General features: G+C 73.2%; 26 protein-coding genes, 1 tRNA gene and 1 riboswitch. Of the genes, 16 read left to right on the top strand and 11 right to left on the bottom strand.

Annotated features, from left to right (window positions below; translation table 11 throughout):
* Positions 1–66: 66 nt before the first annotated feature.
* A complete protein-coding gene (locus ACIRVH_RS28490; protein WP_403958694.1) occupies positions 67–1,071 on the top strand; it encodes a LacI family DNA-binding transcriptional regulator in 1,005 nt (334 codons plus the stop codon).
* Here ACIRVH_RS28490 and ACIRVH_RS28485 read toward each other — a convergent pair.
* On the bottom strand, positions 1,061–1,405 hold the full coding sequence (locus ACIRVH_RS28485) for a cupin domain-containing protein (protein ID WP_403958691.1): 345 nt from the start codon (positions 1,403–1,405) through the stop codon (positions 1,061–1,063). The two genes, ACIRVH_RS28490 and ACIRVH_RS28485, sit on opposite strands and share 11 nt — an antisense overlap.
* Positions 1,406–1,548: 143 nt before the next feature.
* On the opposite strand from ACIRVH_RS28485, the gene ACIRVH_RS28480 reads away from it, so the two are divergent.
* Genes ACIRVH_RS28480 through ACIRVH_RS28470 form a run of 3 tightly spaced genes read left to right on the top strand, consistent with a single transcriptional unit; the run spans position 1,549 to position 4,349 of the window.
* A complete protein-coding gene (locus ACIRVH_RS28480) occupies positions 1,549–2,064 on the top strand; it encodes a hypothetical protein (protein WP_403958689.1) in 516 nt (171 codons plus the stop codon).
* 32 nt (positions 2,065–2,096) lie between these two features.
* Positions 2,097–3,023, top strand: coding sequence for a dioxygenase (locus tag ACIRVH_RS28475; protein ID WP_403958686.1), 927 nt, complete (start codon positions 2,097–2,099; stop codon positions 3,021–3,023).
* A 48-nt stretch (positions 3,024–3,071) separates the two neighbouring features.
* A complete protein-coding gene (locus ACIRVH_RS28470) occupies positions 3,072–4,349 on the top strand; it encodes a serine hydrolase domain-containing protein (protein ID WP_403958684.1) in 1,278 nt (425 codons plus the stop codon).
* Positions 4,350–4,351: 2 nt separating this feature from the next.
* On the opposite strand, the gene ACIRVH_RS28465 is transcribed toward ACIRVH_RS28470, so the two are convergent.
* Entirely contained in the window at positions 4,352–4,930 is a 579-nt protein-coding gene (locus ACIRVH_RS28465; protein WP_403958681.1) for a TetR/AcrR family transcriptional regulator, read from the bottom strand.
* A gap of 216 nt (positions 4,931–5,146) precedes the next feature.
* Here ACIRVH_RS28465 and ACIRVH_RS28460 point away from each other — a divergent pair, with 216 nt between their 5' ends.
* Positions 5,147–6,574 carry an MFS transporter gene (locus tag ACIRVH_RS28460; protein ID WP_403958678.1) on the top strand — a complete coding sequence of 476 codons (1,428 nt, stop codon included), beginning with the start codon at positions 5,147–5,149 and terminating at the stop codon, positions 6,572–6,574.
* A 45-nt stretch (positions 6,575–6,619) separates the two neighbouring features.
* Positions 6,620–6,693: transfer RNA gene (locus tag ACIRVH_RS28455), tRNA-Pro, on the top strand.
* Positions 6,694–6,808: 115 nt separating this feature from the next.
* Here the strand turns inward: ACIRVH_RS28455 and ACIRVH_RS28450 are convergent.
* From ACIRVH_RS28450 to ACIRVH_RS28420, 7 genes are all read right to left on the bottom strand, one after another.
* Entirely contained in the window at positions 6,809–7,615 is an 807-nt protein-coding gene (locus tag ACIRVH_RS28450) for a thioesterase family protein (RefSeq protein ID WP_403958675.1), read from the bottom strand.
* Between the two features lie 178 nt (positions 7,616–7,793).
* Complete coding sequence (locus ACIRVH_RS28445; protein WP_403958673.1) at positions 7,794–8,492, bottom strand: GntR family transcriptional regulator; 699 nt, start codon at positions 8,490–8,492, stop codon at positions 7,794–7,796.
* 17 nt (positions 8,493–8,509) lie between these two features.
* Entirely contained in the window at positions 8,510–9,511 is a 1,002-nt protein-coding gene (locus ACIRVH_RS28440; protein ID WP_403958671.1) for a proline racemase family protein, read from the bottom strand.
* A gap of 51 nt (positions 9,512–9,562) precedes the next feature.
* On the bottom strand, positions 9,563–10,459 hold the full coding sequence (locus ACIRVH_RS28435; protein WP_403958669.1) for a dihydrodipicolinate synthase family protein: 897 nt from the start codon (positions 10,457–10,459) through the stop codon (positions 9,563–9,565).
* Between the two features lie 92 nt (positions 10,460–10,551).
* Entirely contained in the window at positions 10,552–11,949 is a 1,398-nt protein-coding gene (locus ACIRVH_RS28430) for an NAD(P)/FAD-dependent oxidoreductase (RefSeq protein ID WP_403958666.1), read from the bottom strand.
* A complete protein-coding gene (locus tag ACIRVH_RS28425) occupies positions 11,942–12,244 on the bottom strand; it encodes a (2Fe-2S)-binding protein (protein WP_403958663.1) in 303 nt (100 codons plus the stop codon). Before ACIRVH_RS28425 ends, ACIRVH_RS28430 begins: the two co-directional genes overlap by 8 nt.
* On the bottom strand, positions 12,241–13,419 hold the full coding sequence (locus tag ACIRVH_RS28420) for an NAD(P)/FAD-dependent oxidoreductase (protein WP_403958661.1): 1,179 nt from the start codon (positions 13,417–13,419) through the stop codon (positions 12,241–12,243). Before ACIRVH_RS28420 ends, ACIRVH_RS28425 begins: the two co-directional genes overlap by 4 nt.
* 153 nt (positions 13,420–13,572) lie before the next feature.
* On the opposite strand from ACIRVH_RS28420, the gene ACIRVH_RS28415 reads away from it, so the two are divergent.
* The 7 genes from ACIRVH_RS28415 (at position 13,573) to ACIRVH_RS28385 (ending at position 19,301) form a co-directional block, all read left to right on the top strand.
* Complete coding sequence (locus ACIRVH_RS28415; protein ID WP_403958659.1) at positions 13,573–13,695, top strand: putative leader peptide; 123 nt, start codon at positions 13,573–13,575, stop codon at positions 13,693–13,695.
* Positions 13,696–13,865: 170 nt separating this feature from the next.
* Positions 13,866–14,753 carry a glutathione S-transferase C-terminal domain-containing protein gene (locus ACIRVH_RS28410; RefSeq protein WP_403958656.1) on the top strand — a complete coding sequence of 296 codons (888 nt, stop codon included), beginning with the start codon at positions 13,866–13,868 and terminating at the stop codon, positions 14,751–14,753.
* Positions 14,749–14,856: riboswitch (SAM riboswitch) on the top strand. (Overlaps the previous gene by 5 nt.)
* A gap of 33 nt (positions 14,857–14,889) precedes the next feature.
* The gene (locus ACIRVH_RS28405) at positions 14,890–15,042 is read left to right on the top strand and encodes a hypothetical protein (RefSeq protein ID WP_403958653.1); all 153 of its coding nucleotides are present in this window, start codon (positions 14,890–14,892) and stop codon (positions 15,040–15,042) included.
* A gap of 201 nt (positions 15,043–15,243) precedes the next feature.
* Positions 15,244–16,335 (top strand): ABC transporter permease subunit, encoded by a 1,092-nt coding sequence (locus ACIRVH_RS28400; protein WP_403958651.1) that lies wholly within the window; start codon positions 15,244–15,246, stop codon positions 16,333–16,335.
* A 99-nt stretch (positions 16,336–16,434) separates the two neighbouring features.
* A complete protein-coding gene (locus tag ACIRVH_RS28395; protein ID WP_403958648.1) occupies positions 16,435–16,554 on the top strand; it encodes a putative leader peptide in 120 nt (39 codons plus the stop codon).
* A gap of 139 nt (positions 16,555–16,693) precedes the next feature.
* Complete coding sequence (locus ACIRVH_RS28390; RefSeq protein ID WP_403958646.1) at positions 16,694–17,905, top strand: LLM class flavin-dependent oxidoreductase; 1,212 nt, start codon at positions 16,694–16,696, stop codon at positions 17,903–17,905.
* Between the two features lie 19 nt (positions 17,906–17,924).
* Positions 17,925–19,301 (top strand): NtaA/DmoA family FMN-dependent monooxygenase, encoded by a 1,377-nt coding sequence (locus ACIRVH_RS28385; protein ID WP_403958643.1) that lies wholly within the window; start codon positions 17,925–17,927, stop codon positions 19,299–19,301.
* Positions 19,302–19,307: 6 nt separating this feature from the next.
* Here ACIRVH_RS28385 and ACIRVH_RS28380 read toward each other — a convergent pair whose 3' ends face one another.
* Entirely contained in the window at positions 19,308–19,916 is a 609-nt protein-coding gene (locus ACIRVH_RS28380) for a hypothetical protein (protein WP_403958640.1), read from the bottom strand.
* Between the two features lie 256 nt (positions 19,917–20,172).
* Here ACIRVH_RS28380 and ACIRVH_RS28375 point away from each other — a divergent pair, with 256 nt between their 5' ends.
* On the top strand, positions 20,173–21,957 hold the full coding sequence (locus ACIRVH_RS28375) for a LuxR C-terminal-related transcriptional regulator (RefSeq protein WP_403958637.1): 1,785 nt from the start codon (positions 20,173–20,175) through the stop codon (positions 21,955–21,957).
* A gap of 33 nt (positions 21,958–21,990) precedes the next feature.
* On the opposite strand, the gene ACIRVH_RS28370 is transcribed toward ACIRVH_RS28375, so the two are convergent.
* Complete coding sequence (locus ACIRVH_RS28370; RefSeq protein WP_403958634.1) at positions 21,991–24,603, bottom strand: CHAT domain-containing protein; 2,613 nt, start codon at positions 24,601–24,603, stop codon at positions 21,991–21,993.
* A gap of 137 nt (positions 24,604–24,740) precedes the next feature.
* Here ACIRVH_RS28370 and ACIRVH_RS28365 point away from each other — a divergent pair, with 137 nt between their 5' ends.
* Together ACIRVH_RS28365 and ACIRVH_RS28360 are read left to right on the top strand one after the other, a co-directional pair.
* Positions 24,741–26,168 (top strand): S8/S53 family peptidase, encoded by a 1,428-nt coding sequence (locus ACIRVH_RS28365; protein WP_403958632.1) that lies wholly within the window; start codon positions 24,741–24,743, stop codon positions 26,166–26,168.
* Positions 26,165–26,803 (top strand): RNA polymerase sigma factor, encoded by a 639-nt coding sequence (locus tag ACIRVH_RS28360; RefSeq protein WP_403958629.1) that lies wholly within the window; start codon positions 26,165–26,167, stop codon positions 26,801–26,803. Before ACIRVH_RS28365 ends, ACIRVH_RS28360 begins: the two co-directional genes overlap by 4 nt.
* The last annotated feature ends 5 nt before the right edge of the window (positions 26,804–26,808 follow it).

Raw genomic sequence — 26,808 nt, 5'->3', positions numbered from 1 at the left:
GTGAGGCAGAACGGTTCCGCATCAACCCTTTGACAGTCCGGCCCGCCGCATGGAACGGTCCATCCCATGAGACCGCCGACGATCCGCGATGTGGCCGAACGAGCCGGAGTGTCGAAGTCGCTGGTCTCGCTGGTGCTGCGGGGCTCCGGTCAGGTACGCGACGAGAAACGGGACGCCGTCCTCAAGGCCGTACGCGAGCTGGGCTACCGGCCCAACGCCGCCGCGCGCAGCCTCAGCGAGCAGCGCACCCGCACCGTCGGTGTCCTCCTCGACGACCTGCGCAACCCCTGGTTCGTCGACCTCCTCGACGGCCTGAACTCGCTGCTGCACGCGGCAGGCCTGCACATGCTGCTCGCCGACGCCCGGCTGAACCGGCGCATGGGCCACGACCTCGCCGAACCCTTCCTGGACCTGGGCGCCGACGGCCTGGTGGTGGTCGGTACGGTCCCGGACGCGGGCGGACTCGGAGGGCTGGCCCGGCGGATGCCCGTGGTCGTGGCGGGCGCCCGCGAGCCACAGCCGCCGGGGGTCGACGTCGTCGCCGGGGACGACGAACTCGGCGCGCGGCTGGCCACCGAGCACCTGCTCGGTCTCGGCCACCGCCGGATCGCCCATCTCGCGGGCCACGGTGCCGTCGGCGAGCTGCGGCGGCGCGGCTTCGAGGCGGCCATGCGGGCGCACGGCGCCGAACCGCTGGTCGAACCCGGCGACCTGACCGAGGAGGGCGGCTACCGGGGCACCGTACGGCTGCTCAGCCGCGCCGACCGGCCCACGGCGGTCTTCGCCGTCAACGACATGGCGTCCGTCGGCGCGCTCTCCGCGGCCGGGGAGCTGGGCCTCACCGTCCCCCGCGACCTGTCGGTGGCGGGGTACGACAACACCAGCATCTCCCGGCTGCGGCACGTCTGGCTCACCACCGTCGACGCCGCCCCGCACGAGGTCGGTCGGCGCGCCGCCCGGTGCCTCCTGGACCGCTTCGAGCGGCCGGACGGCGAGGCGCGACTGCACCTGGCCGCACCGACCCTGGAGATCCGGGGCACCACGGCGGCGCCGCCCGGCCTCACAGGTTGATCGCGTACGCCTTGCGCAGCGTCTCGTGGACGGTCCACGTCGTACGGTCGCCCGCGCGCAGCACCGCCATGTCCCCGGGCCCCACCCGCAGCGTCGGCCCGTCCTCGAACTCGATCGTCGCCGACCCGCTGATCACCACGAACAGCTCGTCCGCCTCGGTGTCGGTGACCACGCCCGGGGTGATCTGCCAGATCCCGCGGATCTGCCGGCCGTCCGCCGATTCCCAGACCACCTTCCCGGTCACCTCCGGGTTCCCGGAGACGATCTGCTCCGGGTCGAGGGGATCGGGTTCGAGGTCGGCGTCGGGGATGTGGAGCGCGAAGCTGTGCGTCATGGGGTGACCCTAACCAGCACCGGCATCGTCCGACCGTCGACAGAGTGTGCGGCATCGGGCCTGGTGGGAGGACACTTCGTCGGGCCGCGCGGACCGGCCGTGCGAACTGGCGGCGGCCCGGGGCGCGGGTGATCGTGGGGTGCATGGCTGACTCCCGGGCGACCGCCGCCGAGCCACACCGGCGGCACGACACCCGCGAGGCCGTCCTGTTCGGCGGGGTCTACGGCGCCGTCCTGGCCAGCTCGATGGTCGCCGCGCTCACCCAGTACGGCCACAGCTCCGCCGCCGGCCGCCGCTACGACGCCGTCTGGCTGCTGGTCACCGCATGCGCCTCCGCACTGGCCCACGGCTACGCCCACTACATCGCCGAGCGCGGGCCGCACCGCCGCTGGGACGTCCTGCGCACCCTCGTCGACGAGTGGCCGCTGGTCATGGCCGTCGTGCCGACGGTGTTCCTGCTGGCGGGCGCGGGCTGGGGCTGGTGGCCCCCGAACGGCGTCGAGTACCCGGTGTTCGCCCTGAACATCGCGATCCTCTTCGCCCTTGGCCTGGTCACCGCCCGCCGGGCGCGGCGCAGTTGGTCGGCCGCCATCGGCATCGGCCTGGTGGACGCGGTGCTCGGGGTGGTCGTGGTGGTGGCGAACGCGGTCATCAAGTAGGCGACCGGTGTGCCGCTGGGCATGGAGTCGGTATGACCACCGAAGACGCCGTATCCGCGGCAGCCGCGACCGAAGAAGCCGTGAGCGCAACAGCCGCATCCGAAGCGGCCGTCGACGCCGTGACCCGACAGGCCGTCGACAGCCTGTCCGCCACCGCCGACCCCCGGCTGCGCGACCTGCTCACCGCCCTCGTCCGGCACCTGCACGCCTTCGCCCGCGAGACCCGGCTGACACCGGCCGAGTGGGAAGAGGCCGTCGGCTTCCTCACGGCCACGGGACAGGCCTGCACGGACACCCGGCAGGAGTTCATCCTCCTGTCGGACGTCCTCGGCCTGTCCACGCTGGTCGAGACGTTGCACGGCCACAGCGCGCCCGGCACCACCGAGTCGACGGTCCTCGGCCCCTTCCACCTCACAGAGTCCCCGGCCCGCGAACTCGGCGACAGCATCGACCTGGTGGGCGACGGCGAACCCTGTGTGATCAGCGGCCGGGTCAGGGCCGCCGACGGCACCCCGCTGCCCGGCGCGGTCGTGGACGTCTGGCAGGCCGACCCGCACGGCTTCTACGACGTGCAGCGCCCCGACGCCCAACCACCCGGCAACGGACGCGGACTGTTCACCGCCGACGCCGAGGGCGCCTTCCGGTTCCGCACCTGCGTGCCCAGCCCGTATCCGATCCCCACCGACGGACCCGTGGGCACCCTGCTCAAGGCCGCCGGCCGCCACCCGTACCGGCCCGCCCACATCCACTTCATCGCGACGGCCGACGGCCACGCCCCGGTCACCACCCACATCTTCGTGGCGGGCGGCGCCCACCTCGACTCGGACGCGGTGTTCGCCGTGAAGGACAGCCTGGTCAAGGACTTCACCCCGACCGACGACCCCTGCCTGGCCCGCGAGTTCGGCGTACCGAACCCCTTCCGGCACGCCCGCTTCGACCTCGTACTGGAACGCGAGTGAGCCGACCCTCGTGCTGCGGGCCGGACGGGACGGGGGCACCCTGGAGACATGCTGGGTGCGGTGGGCCGTACGGCTTCCGACGCGGCACGGGACACGGAGGTCTCCCGGGGCGTGCGCCGGTCACCCTCGCGCCGGTCCCGTACGGCGGTCCTGTGTGCCGCCGCACTGCTCGCCGCGACGCTGCAGACGACGACGGCCGTGGCTGCCGTCCCGCCCGGGGGCAACGACTGCGTGGCCACCGAGGGCAGGCCCGCGGGCCAGGCCGGCCAGATCCTCGACATCGTGCGCAAGGCGCGCAGCGACCTCGATCTGAAGGCCGCGCTGGTCCGGGTCACGCAGGACGGGCGGGAGGTGGCCACCGTCGCGGACGGCAACTCGATGAACGGCGTGCCGGCCACCCCGGCGATGCACTTCAGGTCGGGCTCGGTAGCCATCGCCTTCATGGGCACGGCGCTGCTCCAGCTCGTCGACCAGCACCGGGTCGGCCTGGACGACCCCGTCTCCCGCTGGCTGCCGGACCTGCCGCACGGCGATCAGATCACCCTGCGGATGCTCGGCGACTCGACCTCGGGCCTGCACGACTACGTCACCGACCCGGCCTTCGTGAAGCAGCTCTACGCGGACCCGTTCCAGCACTGGACGCCGCAGGAGCTGGTCGCCTTCCCCCTCGCCCATCCCCTCTGGTACGAGCCCGGCACGGGCTGGAGTTACTCGCACGCCAACTTCGTGCTGCTCGGCCGCGCCCTGGAGAAGATCACCGGAACCCCGCTGGACAAGCTGCTGCGGGAGCGCGTCATGGATCCCCTGGGCCTCAGTGAGACCAGCAACGGCTTCACGCCCGAGATCCCGGCGCCCGTACTGCACGCCTACGACGACGAACGCGGCCCCTACGAGGACGCCACCTACTGGGACCCGTCCTGGACCACCGCGCCCGGCGCCGTACAGACCACGAACATCTGCGACCTGGCCCGCTCCGCCCAGGGCATCGGCTCGGGACAACTGCTCTCCCGCAGCTCCTACCAGGTGCAGCTGAACCCCGGCACCGTGGGCCTGGGCGCGCCGACCTCGAGCTGCCCCGCCACCGTGTGCTTCAAGCAGACCGAGGACTTCCACTTCGGGGTGGGCGTCGTCGTCAAGAACGGCTGGGTCCTGCAGAATCCGTCGTTCGCCGGGTTCGCGGCCGTACAGGCCTATCTGTCGGCACAGCGGCTGGCCATCGCCGTGTCCACGACCGTCGGGAAGAAGGCGCCCGAGGGCAACACGGCCCAGACGATCACCGAGCGCATCGCTGCGGCCCTCGCCCCCGACCACCGGCTGACCGGCTGACCTCAGCGGCCGGTGCGCACCCCGTCCAGGGCGATCGCGAGCACCCGGTCGCGCTGGGCCTCGCTCTCGAACGCCGTCGCCGTGATGCCGGCGACCATCCGCAGCAGGTCGCCGAAGTCCATGTCCGCGCGGGCCGCTCCCGCCTTCTGGGCGCGCTCCAGCATGGGGCCGCCGGCCGCGTACATCGACTCGCGGCAGGCCAGGAAGATGTCGGACTCGTCGTCCAGGGCCTCGCGAACCGCGCGCTTGGTGACCATGTAGCCCGCGAACCGGTCGAGCCAGGCCGTCAGGGCCTCCCACGGCTCCCGGTCCGCCAGCTCGACGGCGGCCCGGCACAGGGCGTTCACCTCGTCCGCGTAGACCGTCTCGAAGAGGTCGCGGCGGGTGGGGAAGTTCCGGTACAGGGTGCCGATGCCGACGCCCGCGCGGCGGGCGATGTCCTCCAGGGAGGCCTCCGCGCCGTGCTCGGCGAACGCCTCGCGGGCGGCCGCGAGCAGCGCGTCGTAGTTGCGGGCGGCGTCCTTACGATGCGGCCGGCGGGTCGCGACGATCTCGCTGACGGGGAACGGCGTGGCCGTCACTGCTGCCTCCCGGAAGGGAATCGGTTGAACCGGAGGTGAGCCTCCGGTACAGTGGAGGGGTACCTCCACTTTAGCAGTGCGGGGGTGGCTTCGCCGTGGACGGACGCGTCCGGGCGCCGGCCTCCCGCACTCCCGTGAGCACGGGCCTGCGCGTCGTGCACCGCCCGTCCCCCAAGACATCCACCCTCCGCGTCCCGATTCCGGAGAGGCCTTTTCATGCCCCGCAAGTCCACCCGCCTCACCTTCGCGGTCCTGGCGACCGGTGCCGGCGTGTTCGCCATGCTGCAGTCGCTGATCGCGCCGGCCCTGCCGACCGTCCAGCACGCGCTGCACACCTCGCAGTCCACCGCGACCTGGGTGATGACGGCGTACCTGCTGTCCGCCTCGGTGTTCACCCCCATCCTCGGCCGTGTCGGCGACCTCGTCGGCAAGAAGCGCACCCTCGTCGCGGTCCTGGTGGCCGTGCTCGTCGGCTGTCTCGTCGCCGCGCTCGCCCCCAATATCGGCGTGCTGATCGTCGCCCGGGTCGTCCAGGGTGCGGGCGGCGCGCTCTTCCCGCTCTCCTTCGGCATCATCCGCGACGAGTTCGCCGCGTCCCAGGTGAGCGGCAGCATCAGCAACCTGTCCGCCGTGATCGCCGCGGGCGGCGGCGTCGGCATCGTGGCCGCCGGGCCCATCGTCGCCGCCCTCGACTACCGCTGGCTGTTCTGGATCCCGGTGGCCATCGTCGCCGCGACCGTCCTGATCGCCCTGCGCTACATCCCCGAGTCGCCCAACAAGAGCCAGGGGAAGGTCAGTTGGCTGGGCGCCGCGCTGCTCTCCGCCTGGTTGGTGGCTCTCCTGCTCCCGCTCAGCCAGGCCGGCCAGTGGGGTTGGGGCTCGCCGAAGGTGCTCGGCCTGTTCGCCGCCGCCGTCCTGCTGTTCGCGCTGTGGCTGACCACCGAGTCCCGCTCCCGCTCCCCCCTCATCGACCTGCGGGTGATGCGGTTGCCCGCGGTGTGGACGACCAACGCGGCCGCCCTGCTGTTCGGCGCGGGTATGTACGCGATCTGGTCCTTCCTGCCGGGCTTCGTCCAGACACCGACCGCGGCCGGCTACGGCTTCGGCGCGAGCGTCACCGAGTCCGGCCTGCTCATGCTGCCGATGCTCGTCGCGATGTTCCTGTCGGGCGTCCTGTCGGGACGGCTCGAACCTCGCGTCGGAGCCAAGGCGTTGCTCACCGCGGGCGCCGCGCTCGGCGCACTTGCCTGCGGCTTCCTGACCCTCTGGCATGACGCGCAGTGGCAGATCGCCGTCGTCGCGGGCCTGTTCGGCCTCGGCATCGGACTCGCCTACGCCTCGATGGCCAACCTGATCGTGGGCAGTGTGCCGCCCGAGCAGACGGGCGCGGCCACCGGTATGAACGCCAACATCCGCACCATCGGCGGCTCCATCGGCGCGGCCCTCACCAGCGTCCTGGTCACCGCCCACCTCCAGCCCTCCGGTCTGCCCCAGGCCTCCGGCTACACCCACGGCTGGGCCCTGCTCGCCCTCCTCTGCCTGGCCGCGACCGGCGCCGCCCTCCTGGTCCCGGTCCGCCGCGCCACCCGTACGCCGGATCCCGTCGCGGCGGGGGCGACACCGGCACCCGTGCGCGTGCGGTAGGGTTGACCTGCGTGATCACGCGGGACACCCCGCGTGAACTCGCAACGGGACGTGGCGCAGCTTGGTAGCGCACTTGACTGGGGGTCAAGGGGTCGCAGGTTCAAATCCTGTCGTCCCGACTTGCGAAGTCGCAGGTCAGAGGCGGTTTGCTCACACTGAGCAGGCCGCCTCCGTCGGTTTTCGGGGACGGAGTGCCTTGAAGCCCGTCGACGAGCGAGTGAAGCGGCCGTCCGGTCATGCCCCCGGCAGGGGGCGGACGGTGAGGATCTGCTGGGCGGTTCCGACCGGGCCGTCCACGTCGTGCAGGACCGTGCCGGTGAGGCCCTGGCCGGAGGGGCCGAAGGTGACCGTGGTGTCCAACCCCGTCCATGTGCCGTGCGGTTGACGGTGGAGATGGACGGTCAGGTCGACGTTGGGGAACATCCACGCGGTGGGCGGCTGCCGGACGGCGATTCCGTTGGCGGTGTCGACGAGCGCGAGGTACGACGCGAGCGGGCTGACCGGAACACCGGCGACCAGATCGAGGGGTGTGGTGATCCAGGCGGTCGTACGGCCCGGCCGGGGCGGGGTGACCGGGCGGACGTCCAGGGAGGCGATGTAGCCACCGGGCCAGATGTCGGACATCGGCCACGCGGCGAGTGACCCGGGTGAGGGGAGACGGTCGTCGGGGCCGCCCGCGACCGCGGTGGTGTCGGCGGCCGCCAGGAGCCAGGCGCGAGCCCGGACGACCGGGCGCCCGGCGATACGGACGACCGCTTCGAGAAGTTCGATGGTCCGCCCTGGACGCACGGTCTCCACCTCGATCTCGCACTCGTCGAGGGCGAGGCGGCCGAGGATGTCGTAGCTGATCCGGGAGAGAACCAGGCCGTTGTCCGGGCCTGCCGCCCGGTGACGGTCGATGGCGTGGACGACGAGTCCGCCCAGCGGGCTGAAGTGCTGCTCGTCCGGGTCCCAGGCCCCGCCCGCGTGCGGCGTCGGCTTGTAGCGGCGGTCGTCGATGGGCTCGAAGTAGCTGCCCCGGGGCGCGGTGGGGATGAGCAAGGTTCGGTCCTCCGTGTGACAGGCTTCGAGGGGCAGCCGGAGCTGCCGTCCCGTCACCCGCTCACCACGCTACCGACGTCCAGGTGTCTCGCCGCGTGACAAAGTGCACAATGCACGTACTGCGGGGGAGGCCGGGCACCGTCCGTTCGCTTACACGGCCCGCCGGCCCCGGCCACGGTCAGTCCCGCGCCGCCCACAAGCTGCGCACATGCCCCAGATGCCGGGTCATGACCTCCAGTACGGCTTTCTCGTCGCGCTCCAGCAGGGCGTCCAGGAGTTCCAGGTGCTCCTCGGCCGAGGCGAGCAGGCGGCCCGCCTCGACCAGGGCGGTGAGGCCGTAGAGGCGGGAGCGCCCCCGCAGATCGGCGACGACCTCGACCAGGTGGGTGTTGCCTGCCAGGGCGAGGAGGCCGAGGTGGAAGCGGGTGTCGGCCTCGACGTAGGCGATCAGGTCGCCGGCCGCCGCGGCGGCGACGATCTCCCGGGCCGCCGGGCGCAGCGCCTCCAGCGAGACCCGGTCGGCCGTGCGGGCCAGGTCCACCACGGTGGGGATCTCGATCAGGGCGCGGATCTGCGTGTACTCGTCCAGCTGCCGGTCGGAGACCGCGGTGACCCGGAAGCCCTTGTTGGGCACCGTGTCGACCAGGCCCTCCTTGGCCAGGTCCAGCATCGCCTCCCGCACCGGCGTCGCCGAGACGCCGAAGCGGGCTGCGAGCGACGGCGCCGAGTAGACCTCGCCCGGCCGCAGTTCGCCCGCGACCAGCGCGGCCCGCAGCGCGTCGGCGACCCGCTCGCGGAAGCTGCTCCGCCGGCCGCCCAGCCGGGGGAGTACGGGTGCGTCCGCGTCCTGCGGTTTCTGTGCCATGTCACGCATCATCGAAGTCTAGTCGGTGGCTAGAGGACGAACCCCTCCGGGAACGGATCGGTCGGATCGAGCAGGTACTGGGCCGTGCCGGTGATCCAGGCGCGGCCGGTGAAGCTCGGCAGGACCGCGGGGACGCCGGCGACCTCGGTCGTGCCCAGTAGCCGGCCGGTGAACCGGGTGCCGATGAAGGACTCGTTCACGAACTCGGTGTGCAACGGGAGTTCGCCCCGCGCGTGCAGTTGTGCCATGCGCGCGCTCGTCCCCGTGCCGCAGGGCGAGCGGTCGAACCAGCCGGGGTGGATGGCCATCGCATGCCGGGAGTGACGGGCGGTGGCACCGGGCGCGTACAGGTGGACGTGGTGGCAGCCGCGGATGGACGGGTCCTCGGGGTGGACCGGCTCCTCCTCGCCGTTGATCGCCTCCATCAGCGCGAGCCCGGCGGCGAGGATGTCGTCCTTGCGGGCCCGGTCGAAGGGCAGGCCGAACTCCTCCAGCGGCAGGATGGCGTAGAAGTTGCCGCCGTAGGCGAGGTCGTACGTCACCGTCCGCCCGTCGGCGAGCACCGCCTTGCGGTCCAGCCCGACGCTGAAGGACGGCACGTTGCGCAAGGTGACGGCGGTGGCCGCGCCGTTCTCCACCGCTACCTCGGCGACCACGACCCCCGCCGGGGTGTCCAGGCGGATGGTCGTCACCGGCTCCACGACCTCCACCATGCCCGTCTCGACCAGCACGGTCGCCACGCCGATCGTGCCGTGCCCGCACATCGGCAGATAGCCCGAGACCTCGATGTAGATCACACCCCAGTCGCAGTCGGGGCGGCTCGGCGGCTGCAGGATCGCGCCGCTCATCGCGGAGTGCCCGCGCGGCTCGTTCATCAGCAACTGCTTGACGGGGTCGCGGTGTTCACGGAAGTACAGCCGCCGCTCGTTCATCGTCGCACCGGGTACGGTGCCGATCCCGCCGGTGATCACCCGGGTCGGCATGCCCTCGGTGTGCGAGTCGACGGCGTGCAGGACCAGCTTGCTGCGCATCTGCGGTTTCCTTCCCGTGGTCGGTTGCGGTTCCTTCCTTCCTGGCGTCCGTCACGCGAGTCCCGAGGCCGCCGCCTTTTCCGTGGCCGCGCGGACCGCCGACTCCTGCTCGGGCAGCAGCGGGACGCGGGGCGGGCGCACCGGGCCGCCGTAGCGGCCGACCACGTCCATGGACAGCTTGATGGCCTGCACGAACTCCACCCGGGAGTCCCAGCGCAGCAGCGGGTGCAGCTGCCGGTACAGGGGGAGTGCGGTGGTGAGGTCCCCGGCCACGGCGGCCCGGTACAGCTCGACCGAGGCCCGGGGGAGTGCGTTGGGATAGCCGGCCACCCAGCCCTTGGCGCCGGCCACGGCCAGTTCCAGCAGGACGTCGTCGGCGCCGATCAACAGGTCCAGCTCCGGGGCGAGTTCGGCGAGCCGGTAGGCGCGGCGGACGTCGCCGGAGAACTCCTTGACGCCGTGGATGTGGCCCTCGCCGTGCAGCCGGGCGAGGAGTTCGGGTACGAGGTCGACCTTGGTGTCGATCGGGTTGTTGTACGCCACCACCGGGACGCCCGCCCTGGCGACCTCCGCGTAGTGGGCGAGCACGGACCGTTCGTCGGCGCGGTAGGCATTGGGCGGCAGCAGCATGACGGACGCGCAGCCGGCCTCGGCCGCCTGCTCGGCCCAGCGCCGCGCCTCGGCCGAGCCGTACGCGGCGACGCCCGGCATCACCCGCTCGCCGCCGATCGCGGCCACCGCCGTCTCCACCACCCGGGCGCGCTCCTCGGGCGTGAGCACCTGGTACTCACCGAGGGAGCCGTTCGGTACGACGCCGTCGCAGCCGTTCTCCACCAGCCAGGCACAGTGCTCGGCGTACCGGTCGTGGTCCACCGAGAGGTCGGCGCGCAGCGGGAGCGCGGTGGCGACGAGGACACCGCGCCAGGGGCGGTTCTCCGGAAGGGTCATGAGTGGTCCCCAATCCAATAGAGTGTGACATATTACTGAGCTCCGAGGGCGTGTGCACGCCCCCGACGTCGGTCGGTGCGCCGGTCAGTCGGTCACTCGGTCTCCGGCTCGGGCAGGCCCGCCAGCACCCCGAGCGGCACCGGCCGGGCGAACGGCCGGCGCCCCGGTGTGAGCGGGCATCCGGTCAGCCCGGCCACCGCGGGCCCGCACATCCGGCCCTGGCACCAGCCCATCCCGGCCCGGGTGAGCAGCTTCACGGTCCGCAGGTCCCCGGCTCCGAGCGTGCCGACGGCCGTACGGACCTGTCCGGCGGTGACCTCCTCGCAGCGGCACACCACCGTGTCGTCCGTGATCCGGTCGGCCCAGCCGGCGGGCGGGGCGTACACCGTGTCGAGCGCCGCGAAGAACTCCCGCAGCCGAGTGCGGGCACGGGAGGCCGCGGCCCATCGGCGCGGGTCGGGCGTGGCGCCGCGCAGCCGGGCGGCGACGGAGCGGCCGGCGATGTGTCCCTCGGCGAGTGAGAGGGCGGCGCCGCCGATCCCGGTGGTCTCTCCTGCCGCCCAGACGCCCGGTACGTCGGTGCGCTGCTCGTCGTCGACGCGGACATCCGTACCGGACAGGGTGCAGCCGAGGGTCTCGGCGAGGTCGGTGTGCGGCAGCATGCCGTGTCCCACCGCGAGAGTGTCGCAGGGGATGCGGCGGGTGCTGCCGGGCCTGAGTCCTCCGTCCCGGTCGAGCGCGGCGACGGTGACCGCCTCCAGCCGGTCGGTGCCGTGCGCCTCCACGACGGTGTGCCGGGGCAGGGTGCGGACCCCGTGCCGTACCAACTGGCCGCCGTACCAGGCGCCTTCGGCGAGCTTCCCGGGCTGCGCGACGAGCGCCGGGGCCCGCCGCAGCAGGGCCTTCGGGTCGGCGGACTCGACCAGCGCGGCCACGCGGGCGCCCGCCGCCGCGAGTCCCGTGGCCACGGGCAGCAGCAGCGGTCCGGTCCCGGCGACCACGGCCGTACGACCCGGCAGCACGAGGCCGCCCTTGAGCATGGCCTGCGCGCCGCCCGCGGTGACGACACCGGGGAGCGTCCAGCCCGGGAAGGGCAGCACCCGCTCGTAGCCGCCGGTGGCGAGGAGGACGGCGTCGGCGCGGACGACGACGCCCTCCTCCTGCGCCGGACCACGCAGCGCGTGCACCGCGATAGAACCCGACTCGCCTTCCACACACCAGACATGGTGATCCGTCAGGTGCGTGACCCACCCGGCGGCGATGTGCCGGTCGAGTCCGTCCCGCAGCCGTTCCCAGGTGCGCCACTGGTGGTGCAGAGCCTGGGGGCGGCGGGCGCCGAGTGCCGCGGCGGGCTGCCGGTAGAACTGCCCGCCCGCCTGTTCGGCCGCGTCGAGGAGGGTCACGCGCACGCCGTGCGCGGCTGCGGCCAGCGCCCCGGCCAGCCCGGCGGGGCCCGCCCCGACGACGGCGAGATGCGGTCGCTCAGTCATCGTCCCGACCCGTCCCCTCCTGTGTGCGGATCACATCGCCCGGTCGTACCGGGACCAGGCAAGCCCGTTGGTTCGCCCGGCCGTTGACGGTCACCAGGCAGTCGAAGCACACCCCGATCCCGCAGAACACCCCGCGCGGCCGGCCCGCTCCGCGCGTACTGCGCCAGGAGGTCACGCCGGCCGCCCACAGCGCGGCCGCGACCGTCTGGCCGGGCAGTGCCTCGACGGGCCGGCCGTCGAAGGTGACGGTGAACGCGGCACCCGGCCGAGCCTCGGTCAACTCCCTCGGATTCATGGGGTGTCGTCTCCGTTCGTCCCAGGGGCGGCGGCCGCCTCGAACCGCTGCGGGCGGAAGGGCGCGAGATTCAGGTCCGGCGTCTTCCCGGTCAGTGTCTGGGCGATCGACTGTCCGGTGCCGGTGGCCAGGCCGATGCCCGCGCCCTCGTGGCCGCAGGCGTGGTACAGGCCGGGCAGTCGCGGGTCGGGGCCGATCGCCGGGAGATGGTCGGGCAGGTAGGGCCGGAAACCTGCGTACGTCCGCAGGGCGCACACCCCCTCCAGGAAGGGGAACAGCCCGATCGCGCCGACTGCCAGCGCCCGTACCGCCGGAAGGGACAACGAGCGGTCGAATCCGACCCGTTCACGGGTGGCGCCGATCAGGACCGGCCCGGCGGCCGTGCCCTCGACGACCGGCGAGGTCCTGAGCGCGGCCGAGTCGCTGGCCACGTCCGCCACGTAGTCGGCGGCGTACACCTTGTGCCGGACCATGCGCGGCAGCGGCTCGGTGACCAGGACGAAGCCGCGCCGGGGGAGGACCGGCAGGTGCACGCCCGCCAGTGCGGCGAGGTCGCCGCCCCAGGTCCCGGCCGCGTTCACCACCGCCGGGGCGTGGATGTCGCCCTGGTCGGTACGGACGCCTAGCACCGCGCCGTCCGCCGTACGCAGCACCCCGGTCACGGTCCGCCCGGTGTGCAGGCGGGCGCCGGAGGCGCGGATCAGGTGGGCGGCGGCCAGCGCGGGCATGACCTGCGCGTCCTGCGGATAGTGGACACCGCCCGCCATGCCGGGGGCCAAGTGGGGCTCGAGCTCGCGGAGTTCGGCCGCTTCGACGGGCTCGGCCGTGACACCGGCGGCGCGCTGGCCCGCGGCGAAGTCCGCCAGCGCACCGAGCGTGCCGGGCGTCGAGGCGACCACCACACCGCCCTTGGGCTCGTACTCGACCGACGGCCCCAGCTCCCCGGCGAGCTCCGCCCACAAGCGGGCCGACAGCAGGGCGAGTTCCAGCTCGGGGCCCGGCTCCTTGTCGGAGACCAGCAGGTTGCCCTCGCCGGCACCCGTGGTGCCGCCGGCCACCGGGCCCCGGTCCACCACCGTCACGTCGAGGCCGGTCCGCGCGGCGTACAGCGCACAGGCCGCGCCCACCATCCCGGCTCCGACGACCACGACATCGCAGGTCAGTCGCTTCGCCACGTCAGTACTATGTCACATGTCGCACTGTCTGAGGAGTCCCCCGCACCGTCCTGGTCACCCGCCCGGAGTCCCAGGCGTGGACGCCCCCTTGACGTCGTACGACGGCGGATCGACACTCCAGTGGAGGGAATCCTAGTGAACAGGTAGGGAAATATGGTGCGCCTCCGGACGGTGGTCGGCCGAGCGGGCCGTACGCCGTTGTACGCACCCCTTCTCACCTCCCGCCTGCACATCGACCTGCTGCGCGTCTGCAGCGCGATCAGCCCTCAGGGCTGAGCTTTCGGGGTTGAGCCCTGGGGGCTGAGTCTTCGGGGCCGTGGCAGGCCTTCTCGGCTCAGCGGGCCCGTCGTCGCACCGAACCGGGCCCGGCACCCACCCCTCCGCACCCACCGACCGACGACGCTTCCGCCGCGCGTACGTCCGCGCGCCCGTTCCAGGGGAGACGCATGTCCATCACTCCGCTCGCCGCCGTCCCGACCGCCCACCGCACCGCCCCCGCCTTCCGGGGCCGGATCGGCCGGGACGCGCGCAGCGGCCACTACGCCGTGCCCCACCGCTACCGGCTCCATCTGTCCACCGCCTGTCCCGACGGACTGCGCCTCGCCATCGGCCACAGCCTCCTAGGCCTCGGCGGCAGCTGTCCGGTCGCCCTCCTGCCCGCCGTCCCCGACCGTCCCGGCGGCGGCCACTCCGCCCTCCACCCGCTGTACGAGGCGAGCGCCCACCACTACACCGGACCGGCGCTCGCGCCGGTGCTCAGCGACGACTGGTCCGGACGCATCGTCAGCACCCACACCGCCGACATCCTGCGCGACCTGGACCGCTTCCTCCGGGACGGGCGCCCCTCCCTGTACCCGTGCGGCACGGAGAGCCAGATCGAAGCCGTCGAACGGCTCTGCGCCGAGGGGATCGAGGAGGCCGCGCAGCGCGCCGGACGGGCCGACGCCGACCCCGCCGAGCGGGCCGCCGCGCTCGATCTGCTGCTGGACACGCTCGGCCGGATCGAGCGGTACCTGGAAGGCGAGGAGTACCTCGTCGACGGCCGACTCACCGCAGCCGACGTCGAGTTGTGGGTGACGCTGGTCCAGCTGGACACCGTGCACCGCTGCCACCTCGACGCCTCCGCCGTGCACCGCATCGCCGGCCACCCGGCGCTGTGGGGCCACGCCCGCCGTCTGGCCGCCCACCCCGCCTTCGGTGTCCACCTGGACCTCGACGGGATCGCCCGCCGCCACCACGGGCACTGCCGGGGGCTGGAGGCCGCCGGAGCCGCCGTCCAGATCCTGGACTGGACGGGTCACGCGGCGGACACCTCAGGTACTTCCCGCAGGTGAGCGTCAGCGCCAAGCCCTGGCTGGCTGACCGGCAACCCTCGCATCGCGGTGGGGTGCCTCAGGTGACGACCGGACCGGACGACGATTTCGGTAAGCGCGAGGGCCCCGCGGGGCCGGAACAGTGACAGGTGACGCCATGTACGCAGCTCTCCGGACGGCCGCCGGCCGCGCCCAGAGCTGCGTACCGCCGTACGCCGGGCTCCTCGTCGCCGACCGCGCCGTCGATCTGCTCCGCGTCAACAGCGCACTGTGTACCGCGTCGGGCAGCCGTGCCCGCTGTCGGGGCTGACCTCACTTCCCAGCCCCGTACTTCCCGGCTCAGCGCTTCCCGCCCTCGCGTACCTGACGCACACCCCTGGTGCGGTGTGCCGTCGTCCGCCCAGCCCCCGGTTCCCGTGCGTTCCCGTGTGCCGCCTCGTGCCGTAGCGCCGTCGTGGCCCGTGCGTGGCCCACCGTGATCCCGGGGTGTCCGACTCCGCCGGAGCCCACCATGAGTGAACCCCCAGGCGCTGCCGTGTCCCTCGCCGCGGCACCGCCGACCGACACGCCATCAAAAAGTCTCACAGCACAGAGAGTTCAGCCGCTGCGTCGCCCCGGCCGGTGGATCGTCACCGCCGTCGTCCTCGTGCTCGTCGCGCAGATCGTGCACGGACTGGCCACGAACCCCTTCTACCAATGGGGCCGCTTCCGCTACTGGTTCCTGCGTCCCGCCATCCTCGACGGGCTCGGCATCACCCTCGAAGTGGCCGCGCTCAGTGCTGTGTTCGGCCTTCTCGGCGGCATCCTGCTGGCTCTCGGCCGGCTCTCCGGCAGCCCGGTGCTGCGGGCGGTGAGCTGGACCTACACCTGGCAGTTCCGCTCCGTGCCGCTGATCGTCGTCCTGATCTTCCTCTACAACTTCAGCGCCCTGTACAAGACGTTGAGCCTCGGCATCCCCTTCGGGCCGGCCTTCTTCACCTTCGACGAGTCCAGGCTGGCCACCGACCTGACGGTCGCCGTCGTCGGCCTGAGCCTCAACGAGGCGGCGTACGCGGCCGAGGTCGTGCGCGGCGGCGTCCTCTCCGTGGACCAGGGCCAGCACGAGGCGGCGGCCGCTCTCGGACTGCCGAAGGGCTACCAGTTCACCCGCATCGTCTTTCCGCAGGCCCTGAGATCCATCACCCCGAACTACGTCAACCAGCTCATCGGCCTGATCAAGAGCACGTCCCTGGTGTTCTACGTGTCCCTGCTCGACCTGTTCGGCTCGGTGCAGTCCATGGGCAGCACCTACCCGGGCGACATCGTGCCGCTGCTGCTCGTCGCCACCGTCTGGTACCTGGTCCTAACCAGCGTCGTGTCCGTCGTCCAGGGCGACCCGACCCGCAGCGCGGGCACCTACTCCGGTGCCGGTGCCGGTCTGCAGGGTCTGATCGCGGCGACCACGAAGAAGGGCAGCGGACTGGCCGAGCCGATCGCCGACGCCATCAACCACCTGATCAAGAGCGGGCAGTACGGCAAGTGGCTGGCGGCGTACAACCTCTCGAACGAGGCCGTGGACAAGGCGCAGGTCAACCCGCCGGGGCTGCCGCTGGACAACTCCTGACGGTCGTCGGGAACATCCCCCGGCCACGCGGGCGTTCCCAGTCATGAGGAGATCCGCCAGGCGGACGCCGCACCGGCCCGCCCTGCCCGACGGACGGAGGTGTGGGTCGTGACCCGTGTGCGCGCACCGCGCGTCCCGCAGCCGTACCGCTCCGTCCGCCTGCACTCCCGGCCGCACATAGACCTCCAGCGCGTGGCCGGCGCACTCTGTCGCCGCTGACTTCTCCCCGGCCTCAGAGGTCCCGTCGGACCCGCGCCCGGGTTTCACCCTGCCGCGCTCGCCCGCCGCCGACGCCCCGCTGTCGCGAGCCGGTGTTCTCGTACGCACATCCAGTACGGACATCCAGGAAGGCACCCACGTGTCCTCAGCCTCCCCTTCCCCTTCCCCTTCCCTGCACCTCGCCGTCGCCCTGGACGGCACCGGCTGGCATCCGGCCTCCTGGCGCGAGCCGGTGGCCCGGCCCCGGGACCTGTTCACCGCCGGCTACTGGGCCGACCTGGTCACCGAGGCCGAGCGCGGCCTGCTCGACTTCGTGACCATCGAGGACGGCCTCGGCCCGCAGTCCTCGGGCTTTCTCGAACCGGACGAGCGCACCGACCAGGTCCGCGGCCGTCTGGACGCCGTGCTGATCGCCTCCCGGGTCGCGCCGCTGACCCGGCACATAGGCGTGGTGCCGACGGTGGTGGCCACCCACACGGAGCCGTTCCACATCTCCAAGGCGATCGCCACCCTCGACCACGTGAGCAGCGGCCGCGCCGGACTGCGGGTGCAGATCACCACCCGGCCCAACGAGGCCGCCCACTTCGGGCGCCGCACGATCCCCCCGATCGACGCCTACGACAGCCCGTCCGCCCAGGAGCTGGTCACCGAGCTGTTCGACGAGGCCGCCGACCACGTGGAGGTCGTACGCCGGCTCTGGGACAGCTGGGAGGACGACGCGGAGATCCGGGACGCGGCCACGGGCCGCTTCGTCGACCGGGACAAGCTGCACTACATCGACTTTGAGGGCCGCCACTTCAGCGTCAAGGGCCCCTCCATCACGCCCCGTCCGCCCCAGGGGCAGCCCGTCGTCACCGCCCTGGCCCACGACTCGATCCCGTATCGGCTCGTCGCCCGGCAGGCCGACATCGGCTACGTCATCCCGCACCACTCCGCCCAGGCCCGCGCGATCGTCGCCGAGATACGCGCCGAGCAGGCCGCTGCAGGCCGTGCCGAGCAGACCCTGCACGTCTTCGGTGACCTCGTCGTCCTCCTCGACGACGACCCGGCCGCGGCCGTGGCCCGCCGCGAGCGCCTCGACGCCCTCGCGGGGGAGCCGTACACCAGCGACGCCCGGATCTTCGCCGGCGCCCCCGCCCAGCTCGCCGACCTGCTGGAGGAGCTGGGGGAGAGCGGGCTGACCGGATTCCGGCTGCGGCCCGCCGTACTCGGCCACGACCTGCCCGGGATCACCCGGGGACTCGTGCCCGAACTGCAGCGCCGGGGCCTGTTCCGGCACGCCTACGAGGCCGGCACCCTGCGCGGCCTGCTCGGGCTCGCCCGCCCCGCCAACCGCTACGCCGCAGCCTGAGCCGGAGGAACGCGCCACCATGAGCGAACCGCTGAAGCAGATCCACCTGGCCGCCCACTTCCCCGGCGTCAACAACACCACCGTGTGGAGCGACCCGGCCGCCGGCAGCCACATCGAGTTCAGTTCCTTCGCCCACTTCGCCCGCACCGCCGAACGCGCCAAGTTCGACTTCCTGTTCCTCGCGGAGGGACTCAGGCTGCGCGAACAGGGCGGGAAGATCTACGACCTGGACGTCGTCGGCCGCCCCGACACCTTCACCGTGCTGGCCGCGCTGGCCGCCGTCACCGACCGGCTCGGCCTCACCGGCACCATCAACTCCACCTTCAACGAGCCCTACGAGGTGGCCCGCCAGTTCGCCAGCCTCGACCACCTCTCGGGCGGCCGCTCCGCCTGGAACGTGGTCACCTCCTGGGACGCCTTCACCGGGGAGAACTTCCGCCGTGGCGGCTTCCTCCCGCAGGACGAGCGTTACTCCCGCGCCGAGGAGTTCCTCGCCACCGCCAACGAACTCCTCGACTCCTGGCGCGGCGACGAGATCCTCGCCGACCAGGCCACCGGTACCTTCCTCAGCGACGCCAAGGCCGGCGCCTTCGTGCACCAGGGGCAGCACTTCGACATCCACGGCCGCTTCAACGTCCCCCGCTCCCCACAGGGCCGTCCGGTGATCTTCCAGGCCGGCGACTCCGACGAGGGCCGCGAGTTCGCCGCCGCGGGCGCGGACGCGATCTTCAGCCGGTACTCCACCCTCGAGGAGGGCCAGGCCTTCTACGCGGACGTCAAGGGGCGTCTCGCCAAGTACGGCCGCCGGCCCGACCAGCTGCTCATCCTGCCCGCCGCGACCTTCGTCCTCGGCGACACCGACGAGGAGGCCGCCGAACTCGCGCGCGAGGTGCGCCGGCAGCAGGTCAGCGGCGCCACCGCCATCAAGCACCTGGAGTTCGTCTGGAACCGCGACCTCTCGGCCTACGACCCGGAGGGCCCGCTGCCCGACGTCGACCCGCTGGTCGGCGAGGAGCACATCTCCCGCGGGCGCGCCCAGGTGCGGATGTACCGCGACCCGATCGCCGTCGCCCGCGAGTGGCGGGAGCTGGCCGCCGCCAACGGCTGGTCCATCCGCGACCTGGTCATCCACACCGGCAACCGGCAGACCTTCGTCGGCGCCCCGGCCACCGTCGCCCGGACGATCAACGACTTCGTGCAGGCCGACGCCTCGGACGGCTTCATCCTCGTCCCGCACATCACCCCGGGCGGCCTCGACGCGTTCGCCGACAAGGTCGTACCGCTGCTGCAGGAGCAGGGGGTCTTCCGCACCGAGTACGAGGGCACCACCCTGCGCGACCACCTCGGTCTCGCCCATCCCGACGCCGTCTCCGCGGCCGAGCGGGCGGCCTCGTGAGACCGGTCAGGAGCAGAACCCGATGACACCGAACCCGGGCCGGGACTCCGCGTGCCGCATCCAGCCCAGGCACTGCATGGCGGCGTCGACGACCTCGGGTTCGAGCGGGGGAGCGTGACCGGCCGCCTTGGTCGCCTCGAACTGCTCCAGCGCCCGGGCTATCTGTCCGGGCGTCCACTGACCGCAACCCGGGATGTACGCGTACGGCAGCGGATCGGGGAGGTCGGAGTAGCTGAAGGACTCCACGGACACGGCGGTCACACGCAGCGCGGCGAGGCCCTCGTCCACCACCGACAGCCAGTCGCCCCGGAACGGCATGAAGGAGTCGTTGGGCAGGAAGGAGCCGGTCAGCTCGCAGAGCCGCCGGTACGCGTAGCCGTACTGGAAGGCGTGCTCCTTGTCCTCGCTGAAGGGCCCGCCGTGCACGACGGCCCGCAGTGCCTCGTAGGCGGTGGGGGCGCCCCGCTCGATCTGGTACCCGAAATAGTCGTCGTCTCGGGCGAGTTCATCGCCGAAGTTGTCGCGGACGACCTGGAGGAGCTGGGCGTCACCCGAACCGACCAGGGCCCGTGTCGCGGCGACGTCCAGCAGATACACGCTCAGTCCTGAACTCATGCCACGAACCTATCGGCCACCACTGACATCACGGTTCCGGCGCAGCCGCAGACGCCGTTCGCCGGGGAGGCGAACGGCGTATCCGCGTGGTCGAGGGACGTCTCCCTCCCCCGAAGGCGACGTCCCTCGACCCGCTCCCCCGGTGCCGGACTGTGGCCTGGACTGACAGCCTGCCGCCCCCCGGGGGCCGGACGCCTGAGTCGGGGGCTACTCAAGTCGCCCTGTATCAAACCTGAGTAGTCGCGCTCCAGTTTGTGTGACGACTTACGAGCAGGGCGCGAAGACGCTCGAACTGCCCTGGCCCTTCACCGGCCGCGAGGACGAACTGGAGCTGGTACGCAGGTCATTGGCGGTCGGACGGCCCGGCATCGTGGTGACCGGACCGGTGGGCTGCGGCAAGACCCGGCTGATCACGGAGGCGGTCCGGGGCATGGACTGCGCCCGGGTGACCGGGACGCCCGAGACCCGGGGACTGCGCTTCGCCGCCTTCGCACACCTGCTGCCCGACACCGTCTCGCTGCACCGCGCGGTGCACCTCCTGTCCGGGGTACGGCTCCTTGTCGTCGATGACGCCCAGCTGCTCGACGAGGCCTCCGCCGCGCTCCTCCACCAGCTCGCCGCGCACGGACGCACCCGCCTGGCCGTGACCGCCACGGACGACGCGCCGGCGCCCGGCGCGGTGTCCCGGCTGTGGACGGGGGAGCTGCTGCCCCGTCTGACGCTGGAGCCGCTGCCCCGCGAGGACACCGCCCATCTGCTCGCCCCGGCCGGTCTGGAACCGCTCACCATGGGACGGCTGCACCGGATGTGCCGGGGCGATCTACGGCTGCTGCGCGATCTGCTGGGCGCGCTGCGCCAGTCCGGCGCGCTGGCCCGGGTCCCGGGCAGCGACGAGTGGGCGTGGCGCGGGCCGGTCCCGGTCACCGCGGGCGTCCGCGACCGCCTCGCCCCCGCCCTGGAGCGCCCCGACACCGACGAGCGCGAGGCGCTCGACCGGCTCGCCTTCGCGGAGCCCTTGCCGCTCGCCCTGGACGAGCTCGACCTGGGCGTCCTCGAACGTCTGGAGTCGAACGGCCTGATCGACGTGGACGACGACGGCTCCGTCACCCTGGCCCACCCCCTGCACGGCCCGGCCCTGCGCGCCACCGCCGGCCGGCTGCGGGCCCGGCGGCTGGCCCGCACACCGGACCGGTGCGGCCCGGCACTGAAAGCCGAACAGGCTTCACTGGAGCGCGGGTTGGAGCTGCAGGACGTGCGGGCCGTACCGACCCCGGTGGGGGACTGGCTGCTGTCCGAGGGGCTGCCCGTGCCGGCCGGGTACGCGGTCGTACGGGCCCGGTACGCCCGGCTGCGCGGGGAACTGCGGGAGGCGGCGGCTTGGGCGCGGGAAGGGCTGCGGGCGGCTCCGGACGACTCCGACTGTGCCACGGAACTCGACTTAATCGCCGGTCAGTTGGGGGAGATGACGGGAGCGGGTGTGTGGGCGGCGGCGGCCCGCGGTGACATCGAGACCGCCCTGGCCACGACCACCGGGGACGATGTGTTCGCCCGCTACGACGCCGTACGCCTCGGCGCTCCCGAGCGGGTCGCAGGACGGCTGCCCGACGACGGGGTGTTCGCCCGGCATGCCGAAGCGCTCGCCCGGGGTGACGGGCCCGCGCTGGACCGAGTCGCCGAGGCGCTCGAAGGACGCGGCTTCCTGCTGTTCGCGGCCGAGGCGCACGCCCAGGCGGTACGCGCCCACCGTGACCCGCGCGCCGCCCGCCTCTCCCGGACCCGCGCGGTCGCGCTGGCCCGCCGCTGCCAGGGCGCCCGCACCCCAGCGCTGTCCGGACTCGCCCTCGGCGAACTCACCGCACGGCAACGGCAGATCGTCACCCTCGCGGCGGCCGGACTGAGCAACCGGCAGATCGCCGAGAAGCTGACGCTGTCCGTCCGGACCGTCGGCAACCATCTGTACGGCGCGTACGCCAGGCTCGGCGCCAGCGACCGTGGGGCCCTGCCGTGGCTCACGGACCTGCTGGAGGCGGAACCCGCCTGAACCGCACCATCGCTCACTGCCGAGGGGCTGTCCTCACGCCGCCCCGAACGCCGCGAACGCCCACCCCGTCGCCTGGTGGACCGGGTCGCCGGGCTGGGCGGCGCGGGCGTCGCGCAGGGCCTCGGCCAGGCTCAGGCCCGCGTCGAGGCCCTTGTGGAGGGCGAGCATCAGGGGGACCACCGCGGCGTCGTTGACGGGTGCGCTGCTCGCCACGACTCCGGCCGTGCCCAGCGGGAGCAACGCGGTGACCAGGCCGAGGAGTTCGTCGGCGCCGACCGAGGCGAGGCGGGCGGTGTCGCAGCTGGAGAGGATGATCCGGTACGGGCTGCGGGCGAGGCGCTCGAAGTCGTGCACGATCAGCGGGCCGTCGGCCATCCGGAGGGCCGAGAACAAGGGGCTGTCGGCGCGGAACGTGCCGTGCGCGGCCAGGTGCGCGAGGGTCGCGCCGTCGAGATCCTCCAGCACCTGGGGAACCTGCGCCGCCTCGCCCTCCAGGACCGTCGCCGTGCCGTACCGGTCGGCCAGTTCGGGCACCTCGGCGCCGCCCGTGGCGAGGCCGGGGCCGCGCACCAGGACGTGCCGGCCGCCGGGCGGCGGCTCGGTCTCCCGGGCCCGCAGCCAACTGCCCGCCGACGGCGACACGCTGAGCACCCGTTCCCGCAGCGCGGGCAGCAGCGCCCACGGCACCCGGTGCAGCGCGCCGGGCGGCACGATCACCACCGGGCCGGACCCGAGGTGCGGCACGGCGTCGCCCAGCAGCAGCTCCTGCAGGCGTCGGCCCGCCGCCTCCACCAGCGGCAGCCGTGCTTCTCCGCCGGGGTGCGCGAGGCGGCGCAGCCCGGCCTGTACGTGCTCGGCCTCGGCCACCGCCTCCGCGAGCCTGCCGCCCGGGAACCGTCGTACCCGGCCCTGCCCGCACAGCAGGATGTGCACCTGACCGTCCACGACGGCGAGTTCGACCAGCCGCGCGTCGCCCAGCCGGTCCAGCAGGCGGCCCGCGTCGAAGCGGTCGCCCTCGCCGGGGCCGTCGCCGCGCATATGGTGGGTGCGGGAGCGGATCTCCCGTTCCAGCCGCCGCTGTTCGCGCTCCAGGGCCGGGACCGGACGGCCCTCCCGGCGTGCCTCTCCCGCGCGGGCCGCTATCTCCCGGTAGGCGGTGAGGCTGCCGAGCAGCACCGGATCCGCGGGCGGCCGGGTCGGCGGCGCGGACAGCACGGTCGCCCGCCAGCGCTCGCTCCACTCCAGCAGCCGCCGCGGACCGCCGTTCACGAGGCTCGCCTCCTGGGCGAGCGCGGCCAGTTCGGCGCCCTGTGCGGTGGCGCGGGCCCGCAGCTCGGAGGCGCCGAGCGTCATCCGGTGGTCGTCGAGGACGTCCAGGCCGCGCCGGCAGGCCTCCAGCACGCCGCGCCCGGAACCGGCCGCCCGGGCCCGCAGCGCCTGCGCCGCCCAGCCGGTCACACGGGCCGGCGGGGGACCGGCGTGCCGGCTGCGCGCGGCGACCGCCAGGTGCCGTTCCGCCTCGGCCGTCCGGCCGAGCGCGAGCGCGATCCGGCCGGCGAGCAGCGAGGCCTCGGGCGCCACGGGCGAGCCGAAGGAGGCCAGCCGCCCGGCGACCGCCGCCGCGTCCGCGACCAGTCGCCCCGAGCCGCGCCCGGCCGCCGCCCGCGCCTCGATGAGCACCAGCCGGGCATGCGTCTCCCACCAGGTCCGCCGCTGCCCCGCGAACAGCCTTACGGCATGGGCGGCGCGGGCGATGGCGGTGTCCGGGTCCCCGGCCGAGCGGGCGGCACGGGCGGCCGCCAGCAGCAGTTCGGCCTTGCGGGTGGACTGGCCGCCCATCCGGTCCAGCAGGGCGATCGCCGTGTCCGCCTCCGCGAGCGCCTCCGGGGCGAGCCCCGCCGCCATCAGCACCTCGCAGCGCCGGATGGAGAGCATGAACGTGGGGGTGCCGAGCTTGCCGTACCGCTCCTCGGCCTCGTCCAGCAGCCGCAGCGCCGCCGGGATGTCCCCGGACCGGAACGCCGCGAGGCCCCGGCTCTCCACGGCGTCCGCCTTGTCGTGCTCCTGGCCGGTGGTCTCCCACAGCCGCTCGGCGGCCGTGAAGTCCGCGACCGCCCGGTCCACCGCGCCCTGCGCCAGATGCACCGTGGCCCGCAGGGTCAGCGCCCGCGCGGTCCAGATCCCGTCGTCGGCGTGCCGCAGCACCGGAAGCGCCCGCCGTACGTCCTCCAGGGACTCCCGGTGATGCCCCAGCACCCACCACACGTAGGCCCGCCGGTACAACACCCGTGCCCTGGTGTGTCCGCTGCCCCGCGCGACCCCCTGCTCGAACGACGCCAGTCCCTGCCGAGTGCGCCCCGCGTGCACCAGTGCGACCCCCAGCGTGGCGAGCACGTCCGCCTCCCGCTCGGCCGACTCGGCGCGCGCGGCGAGGTCCCGGGCCCGGCGCAGATGCCGGAGGGCGATCTTCAGGTCGCCGAAGTCCCGCTGCCAGATGCCGAGTACCTGATGCGCGACGCTGGCGTGCAGCGGCGACGGATCGGTGTGCAGTACCTGATCCGCGCGTGCCCGGGCCTCGCCCGGGTCGGCGAACACCATCGGCAGCAGCTGAAGAACCGACTCGCTTCCCGCTGTCACCCCTCGCATGGTAGTGGCCTGGGCAAACTCGTCACACGGGTTCGCCGTGGTCTCCTCGGGCTGTACCGGACCTGCTTGCGGGCTGTATCAATCGGTCGACGGGCGACTCTGACTGTCGGAGCATTGCCTCAGGGGGAGGACACACCATGGCACCACAGCGATTCCACGAGCAGTTCCACCACATCCAGCGCTCGATGCCCGACGTTCCCCTGGCCATGGGCCCGGACGACGACGCCCACTTCCTCTACGAGAAGGGTGTCGTCCTCGCCCGCGACGGCGAGGAGGCCCGCCTGGTCGAGGACACCGTGCGCACCCACTTCACCGACACCCGGGGCCTGGTCCCCGACCACGTGCGCCGGACCGGCCCGGACACCAACCGCACCGGCGTCACCCGCATCCGGGTCGGCGACCCCACCCAGGGCGACGACGCCGTCCCGCACGCCCTGCGCGCCCTCACGGAGGCCGAGGGGCGCCAGGGACGCCGGCTGGTCCGCCGCAACCACGTGATCCACATCGCCCCGGTCAACGCCTGCCCCGGTGACGAGCCCGTGCCCGCGCCGCGCAGCGAGCCGCCCAACCCGGCGTCCCAGGAGGGCCTGCACGACCCGGGCACCGCCGTCGGCGTCCTCGTCATCGACACCGGTCTGGTGCACGACTACCGGTCCTACCCGCTCCTCGCCCACACCACCGGCGATCCGCAGGTGACCGAGACCGGCCCCGACGGAGTGCTCCGGCAGTACGTCGGCCACGGCACGTTCATCGCCGGGATCGTCGCGGCGGTCGCGCCCAACACCGACGTCACGGTGCGGGGCACGCTCAGTGACGTGGGCGCCATGCTGGAGTCGGAGTTCGGCGCGAAGCTGTTCGAGGCCGTCGACGAGGGCGGCTGGCCCGACATCATCAGCCTCTCCGCGGGCACCACCACCGGGTCGGGTGAAAGCCTCATCGGTCTCGAGGCGTTCATGCGTGAACTCCGCGCGCAGCGCACGCTGCTGGTGGCCGCCGCGGGCAACAACGGCAGCGACGCCCCGTTCTGGCCCGCCGCCTACGGGGCCCTGCCGGAGTACGCGGACAGCGTGCTGTCGGTCGGCGCGCTGCGCGGGGACGGCGAGTCGGGCGCCTGCTTCAGCAACCACGGCCCCTGGGTGCAGGTCTACGCCCCGGGCGAGCGCCTGACCAGTGCCCTCACCGGCTTCGACATCCCGGTGCCGTACGTGTACCAGCACTCCACCTACGACGCCTGCCGGTTCGGCTCCACCTACGCCTGCACCTGCCAGTACCCGCCCCACACCGGCGTGTTGAGCGAGCCGGGCGAGAACAGCGCGGCCAAGCCGGACCAGGTGATGTTCGACGGTCTCGCGCAGTGGAGCGGCACCTCCTTCGCCACCCCGGCCGTCGCCGCGCTCGTCGCCGCCCACATGACGGCGCACAAGGAGCGCGACCCGCGCTCGGCCCGCGCACAACTGCTCGCTTCCCTCACGGAATCCGCCGAGGTGCGCGGGGCGCACGTTCCGGCGCTCCGGCCGCCCACCTGGCGCCCGGTTCCGGTCGCGATCCCGGCCCGGCCCGCATGAGGGCCGGAACCCTCCGCTCCACGGCGTACGATGACGTGCCGTACACGAGGGGTGGAGCCGTGGACCGTACAGAGGTCGGGGCGCTGGTCGGGTCTGCCGTCGACGGCGACGCCGCGGCCTGGAAGGCGCTGGTGGAAGGGATGAGTCCGCTGGTGTGGTCGGTGGTGCGCGCACACCGGCTCTCGGACGCGGACGGGCACGAGGTCTACCAGACCACGTGGTTCCGTTTCGCCCAGCACCTCGGCCGGATCCGGGAGCCCGACAAGGCGGGGTCCTGGCTGGCCAGCACGGCCCGGCACGAGTGCCTGAAGGTGCTCAAAGGGCTGACGCGGCTGACGCTGACGGACGATCCGCAGGTGCTGGACCGGGCGAGCGAGGAGCGGACGCCCGAGCAGACGCTGATCGACGCCGAAGAAGAGGCGGACCAGGCCGAGCGGATCCGCCGGCTGTGGCAGGAGTTCGAGGCGCTCGGCGAGCGGTGCAGGCAGCTGCTGCGGGTGCTGATCGCCTCGCCGCCGCCGAGCTATCTGGAGGTGTCGGCCGCGCTCGGTATCGCGGTCGGCAGCATCGGGCCCCTGCGCCAGCGCTGTCTGCGCCGGCTGCGGGCCCGGTTGGACGCACGGGGGGCGGCGTGAGCGGC

Origin of the sequence: Streptomyces sp. NPDC101165 (assembly GCF_044768135.1) — a bacterium.
GTDB lineage: Bacteria > Actinomycetota > Actinomycetes > Streptomycetales > Streptomycetaceae > Streptomyces.
This window is presented reverse-complemented; position numbering and strand designations above follow the sequence as displayed.

Coding starts and splice junctions, on each gene's coding strand:
- ACIRVH_RS28490 (WP_403958694.1), top strand. CDS start 67: ATGAGACCGCCGACGATCCGCGATGTGGCCGAACGAGCCGGAGTGTCG.
- ACIRVH_RS28485 (WP_403958691.1), bottom strand. CDS start 1,405: ATGACGCACAGCTTCGCGCTCCACATCCCCGACGCCGACCTCGAACCC.
- ACIRVH_RS28480 (WP_403958689.1), top strand. CDS start 1,549: ATGGCTGACTCCCGGGCGACCGCCGCCGAGCCACACCGGCGGCACGAC.
- ACIRVH_RS28475 (WP_403958686.1), top strand. CDS start 2,097: ATGACCACCGAAGACGCCGTATCCGCGGCAGCCGCGACCGAAGAAGCC.
- ACIRVH_RS28470 (WP_403958684.1), top strand. CDS start 3,072: ATGCTGGGTGCGGTGGGCCGTACGGCTTCCGACGCGGCACGGGACACG.
- ACIRVH_RS28460 (WP_403958678.1), top strand. CDS start 5,147: ATGCCCCGCAAGTCCACCCGCCTCACCTTCGCGGTCCTGGCGACCGGT.
- ACIRVH_RS28445 (WP_403958673.1), bottom strand. CDS start 8,492: ATGATGCGTGACATGGCACAGAAACCGCAGGACGCGGACGCACCCGTA.
- ACIRVH_RS28440 (WP_403958671.1), bottom strand. CDS start 9,511: ATGCGCAGCAAGCTGGTCCTGCACGCCGTCGACTCGCACACCGAGGGC.
- ACIRVH_RS28435 (WP_403958669.1), bottom strand. CDS start 10,459: ATGACCCTTCCGGAGAACCGCCCCTGGCGCGGTGTCCTCGTCGCCACC.
- ACIRVH_RS28430 (WP_403958666.1), bottom strand. CDS start 11,949: ATGACTGAGCGACCGCATCTCGCCGTCGTCGGGGCGGGCCCCGCCGGG.
- ACIRVH_RS28425 (WP_403958663.1), bottom strand. CDS start 12,244: ATGAATCCGAGGGAGTTGACCGAGGCTCGGCCGGGTGCCGCGTTCACC.
- ACIRVH_RS28415 (WP_403958659.1), top strand. CDS start 13,573: ATGGTGCGCCTCCGGACGGTGGTCGGCCGAGCGGGCCGTACGCCGTTG.
- ACIRVH_RS28410 (WP_403958656.1), top strand. CDS start 13,866: ATGTCCATCACTCCGCTCGCCGCCGTCCCGACCGCCCACCGCACCGCC.
- ACIRVH_RS28405 (WP_403958653.1), top strand. CDS start 14,890: ATGTACGCAGCTCTCCGGACGGCCGCCGGCCGCGCCCAGAGCTGCGTA.
- ACIRVH_RS28400 (WP_403958651.1), top strand. CDS start 15,244: ATGAGTGAACCCCCAGGCGCTGCCGTGTCCCTCGCCGCGGCACCGCCG.
- ACIRVH_RS28385 (WP_403958643.1), top strand. CDS start 17,925: ATGAGCGAACCGCTGAAGCAGATCCACCTGGCCGCCCACTTCCCCGGC.
- ACIRVH_RS28380 (WP_403958640.1), bottom strand. CDS start 19,916: ATGAGTTCAGGACTGAGCGTGTATCTGCTGGACGTCGCCGCGACACGG.
- ACIRVH_RS28370 (WP_403958634.1), bottom strand. CDS start 24,603: ATGCGAGGGGTGACAGCGGGAAGCGAGTCGGTTCTTCAGCTGCTGCCG.
- ACIRVH_RS28365 (WP_403958632.1), top strand. CDS start 24,741: ATGGCACCACAGCGATTCCACGAGCAGTTCCACCACATCCAGCGCTCG.
- ACIRVH_RS28360 (WP_403958629.1), top strand. CDS start 26,165: ATGAGGGCCGGAACCCTCCGCTCCACGGCGTACGATGACGTGCCGTAC.